The sequence below is a fragment of the Halalkalibacter okhensis genome (assembly GCF_000787375.1).
Lineage (GTDB): Bacteria > Bacillota > Bacilli > Bacillales > Bacillaceae_D > Halalkalibacter > Halalkalibacter okhensis.
In genome coordinates this window covers 1-2780 of sequence record NZ_JRJU01000078.1, presented here as the reverse complement: position 1 = coordinate 2780, position 2780 = coordinate 1, and the positions used below count along the sequence as shown (strand labels likewise).

4 protein-coding genes and 1 pseudogene are annotated in these 2780 nt (G+C 33.6%); 1 reads left to right on the top strand and 4 read right to left on the bottom strand.

The window, feature by feature from the left end:
- Positions 1-282: 282 nt before the first annotated feature.
- A complete protein-coding gene (locus LQ50_RS26385) occupies positions 283-408 on the bottom strand; it encodes a hypothetical protein (RefSeq protein ID WP_272913752.1) in 126 nt (41 codons plus the stop codon).
- 177 nt (positions 409-585) lie between these two features.
- Here LQ50_RS26385 and LQ50_RS23960 point away from each other — a divergent pair, with 177 nt between their 5' ends.
- Positions 586-1014, top strand: coding sequence for a VOC family protein (locus LQ50_RS23960; protein ID WP_034634250.1), 429 nt, complete (start codon positions 586-588; stop codon positions 1012-1014).
- 40 nt (positions 1015-1054) lie between these two features.
- Here the strand turns inward: LQ50_RS23960 and LQ50_RS23955 are convergent, their stop codons facing one another.
- The 3 genes and pseudogenes from LQ50_RS23955 to LQ50_RS26155 form a co-directional block, all read right to left on the bottom strand.
- Positions 1055-1984, bottom strand: a complete 930-nt coding sequence (locus LQ50_RS23955) for a 3'-5' exonuclease (RefSeq protein ID WP_034634248.1) — start codon at positions 1982-1984, stop codon at positions 1055-1057.
- 166 nt (positions 1985-2150) lie between these two features.
- The gene (locus LQ50_RS23950) at positions 2151-2354 is read right to left on the bottom strand and encodes an alpha/beta-type small acid-soluble spore protein (RefSeq protein WP_034634246.1); all 204 of its coding nucleotides are present in this window, start codon (positions 2352-2354) and stop codon (positions 2151-2153) included.
- Between the two features lie 157 nt (positions 2355-2511).
- Positions 2512-2780, bottom strand: a pseudogene (locus LQ50_RS26155) (hypothetical protein); the annotation flags it as partial.

Genomic DNA, 2780 nt, shown 5'->3' with positions numbered 1-2780 from the left:
TTTTCTTTTTTTTCATTAATGATCACTCACTTCCTAAATAATCTTTCTAACACTTACAATTCCTATTTTCTATTTCACTTTAAATGAACACACATGCACCTGTATGTGAAAATAATCACAAATAAACAAAAATTTATCCATACTGAAGATCACAGTAAGGAGTTTGATTACTGAATCGTTCATTTTAAAAGGGGATTTTAAGAAGAATAAGTGAATTTATCAATAAAATGAAAGGGGGTTCCAAACAGGTATGTTTTTACCTTTTTGGAACCCCCTCAGTTATTATTCTTTTTGATCTTCCAATTCTCTATTTACTTTAGAGATTGTAATACGTCCTTCGCCAGTACTTGGTTGTACAGCATCTTTGCTTTTAATCATGTTACGCTTTGATTTTGAACGTTTGCTCACCTTTGATCACCTCGTTTTGAAATGTGTGCAGTATATAGTTTCTGCCTATCTTATCGTAAATATGTACATACGAATACAGCCTTATTACTAGAAAAGTATAAATTCCATTGATTTTAAGAAGGAAAATTCAAATCAAACGTCCAATTTAGTTAAACAAGAAAAGGGGGAATGATAAAAGTGAATCGAATAAACCTGATTACACTCGGAGTGAAAGATATCAAAAAATCATTTCAATTTTATAAGGAGATTGGATTTAAAACGTCTGTATCGGAAGAGAATCCGGATATTGTATTTTTTGATAATGCAGGTACGAAATTAGCTCTGTACCCTTTAATTGAGTTGGCCGAGGACATTAATCAAAACGAGCCACCGGTAATAAATGGGTTTTCCGGTATTACGTTGGCTTATAATGCAAAATCAGAAGTCGAAGTGGATGAAATGATAAAAAAAGTGAGCGAAGCAGGAGGCGAAATTGTTAAGCCACCACAGCGTGTATTTTGGGGAGGATATAGTGGTTATTTCACGGACTTAGATGGTTATTATTGGGAAATAGCATATGGAGAAGATTGGCAGTTTGACAAGAACGATATGTTAATTATAGAGTAAGAAAACATGAGTCATTCTTTATGTATGAAGGAAGATTTTTTCATCCTCTCTTCAAATAGAGCTCCTTGAATGGTTTTACCATGTAGTCATCTAAAATCAATACTTTTGAAGAACTAGCACGATGTTCTTCAAAGATTTGTAAAAGATCATGATAAAACGCTAGTAACTTTGCTGTGATTACCACATTTTCTTCATCAAATAGCCCTGATCGATTGATAAGAACATTATTGTATTTTTTTACTAAATTTTGTGTTCGTTTGAGCAGTATGCGAGCATCCCTCATTCGAAATATATCATGATCAATTAATGTAGAAAGTTCATATACCAGCTTTTCTTTTACTTGTCTATTGATTCGGGTTGAATCGGGGGTAGCCTCTTCTAAAATAAAATGCTTTACCATCAGTAAATCAGATGTAAGTGGCTCGTGCAAAAATTTTAAATAAATGCGCAGTGTATTGTATGAATCATACATAGGATTATGCTTTTCACCAATAAAGTCTAATTCGTACAAATTTAACGCGGATTCAACCGAGGCGTTCGTTTTTGAAACTCGTTTCGTGAAAATGGCTTGAAAATCAACATATCGTTTTTCAATTTTCGCAATGGTTGAAATAGAGATTGAGTGTTTAGCTGCGTCTGTTTTCAAACGATTTAAATCACTAGGCGACCAGGAGAAAAAGCGAGACTTTTTAATGCCTCCGATCCATGTTAAGAAATCTTCAAAAACAGTTTTAAAGTCACTTGCATTCATTAAATGCTTATCCTCAATTCCTGTTAACGTCCTGCAAAAACGACTTAATGGTTTTTTCGATAGAGGTTTAATATATTGATCAAATGTAGTTATTTTTTCAGTAGTTATATCGTATTTAACAGCACCAATACGTATGGCTTCCATTGATTCAAATGTCATCCCTTTGTCAGAACAAAGCATTTCAAAATCAAAAAATATAAATTGCCTTACTTCGGCCATATAATCCCTCCTTCAACAGGAAATTATATGGAAAGAACAGAAGAAAGAAAAGGACCAATTACTTCCATTCTTCTTACTTGAGCAGTTTGACATGAAATTCAAAGATCAAAAGAGGGTCAAAAACTAAAAGGAAACGCTTACACATTAGTGTAAGCGTTGATTTGATCTAGCGTGAGCCACCTAACTGTTGCTCGGCCATTTGAACAAGGCGTTTTGTAATCTCGCCACCAACTGATCCATTTGCACGCGAAGTCGTGTCTGCTCCGAGTTGAACACCAAATTCAGAAGCAATCTCATACTTCATTTGATCCAATGCTTGCTGGACCCCTGGTACTAACAATTGATTTGAACTGTTATTATTACTTGCCATGTTTAAACACCTCTTTCTTGTTTTGTAATGATAGTATGTTTGTAAATATGTTCTCTTATGTATGGTAACTTTACCCATTTGTACAAAGGTGAAAATAGACTCTGAAATACGAAAAAGCCAGGGCAACAATAAACACCTGACTGTTAGAAAAGGTTTTTTAGTTTAGTTCCTCTAAAAAATCATTTATATTTTTGGTGAACGTAAAAAAGTAGGGTGTGTTCTCTTTATCAAAAGTTAACAAAAGTGGGGGTTCATTAGATGGAAAGATAAAAATAACTTCATTGACAGAAGTATTTACCCAATCATTCTTTAAAGAGACAGAAGGTTCAAGTGGAACTCGAACTAACAGTCCCTTTCGAGGCATAGGTTTGAACTTTTTATAAAGATCATTTATATTTTTAAGGTATAGTTCAGTTTTTGATCTAA

Excerpts from the sequence above, each read along its gene's own strand:
- LQ50_RS23955 (WP_034634248.1), bottom strand. The coding sequence starts at position 1,984 with ATGGCCGAAGTAAGGCAATTTATATTTTTTGATTTTGAAATGCTTTGT.
- LQ50_RS23950 (WP_034634246.1), bottom strand. The coding sequence starts at position 2,354 with ATGGCAAGTAATAATAACAGTTCAAATCAATTGTTAGTACCAGGGGTC.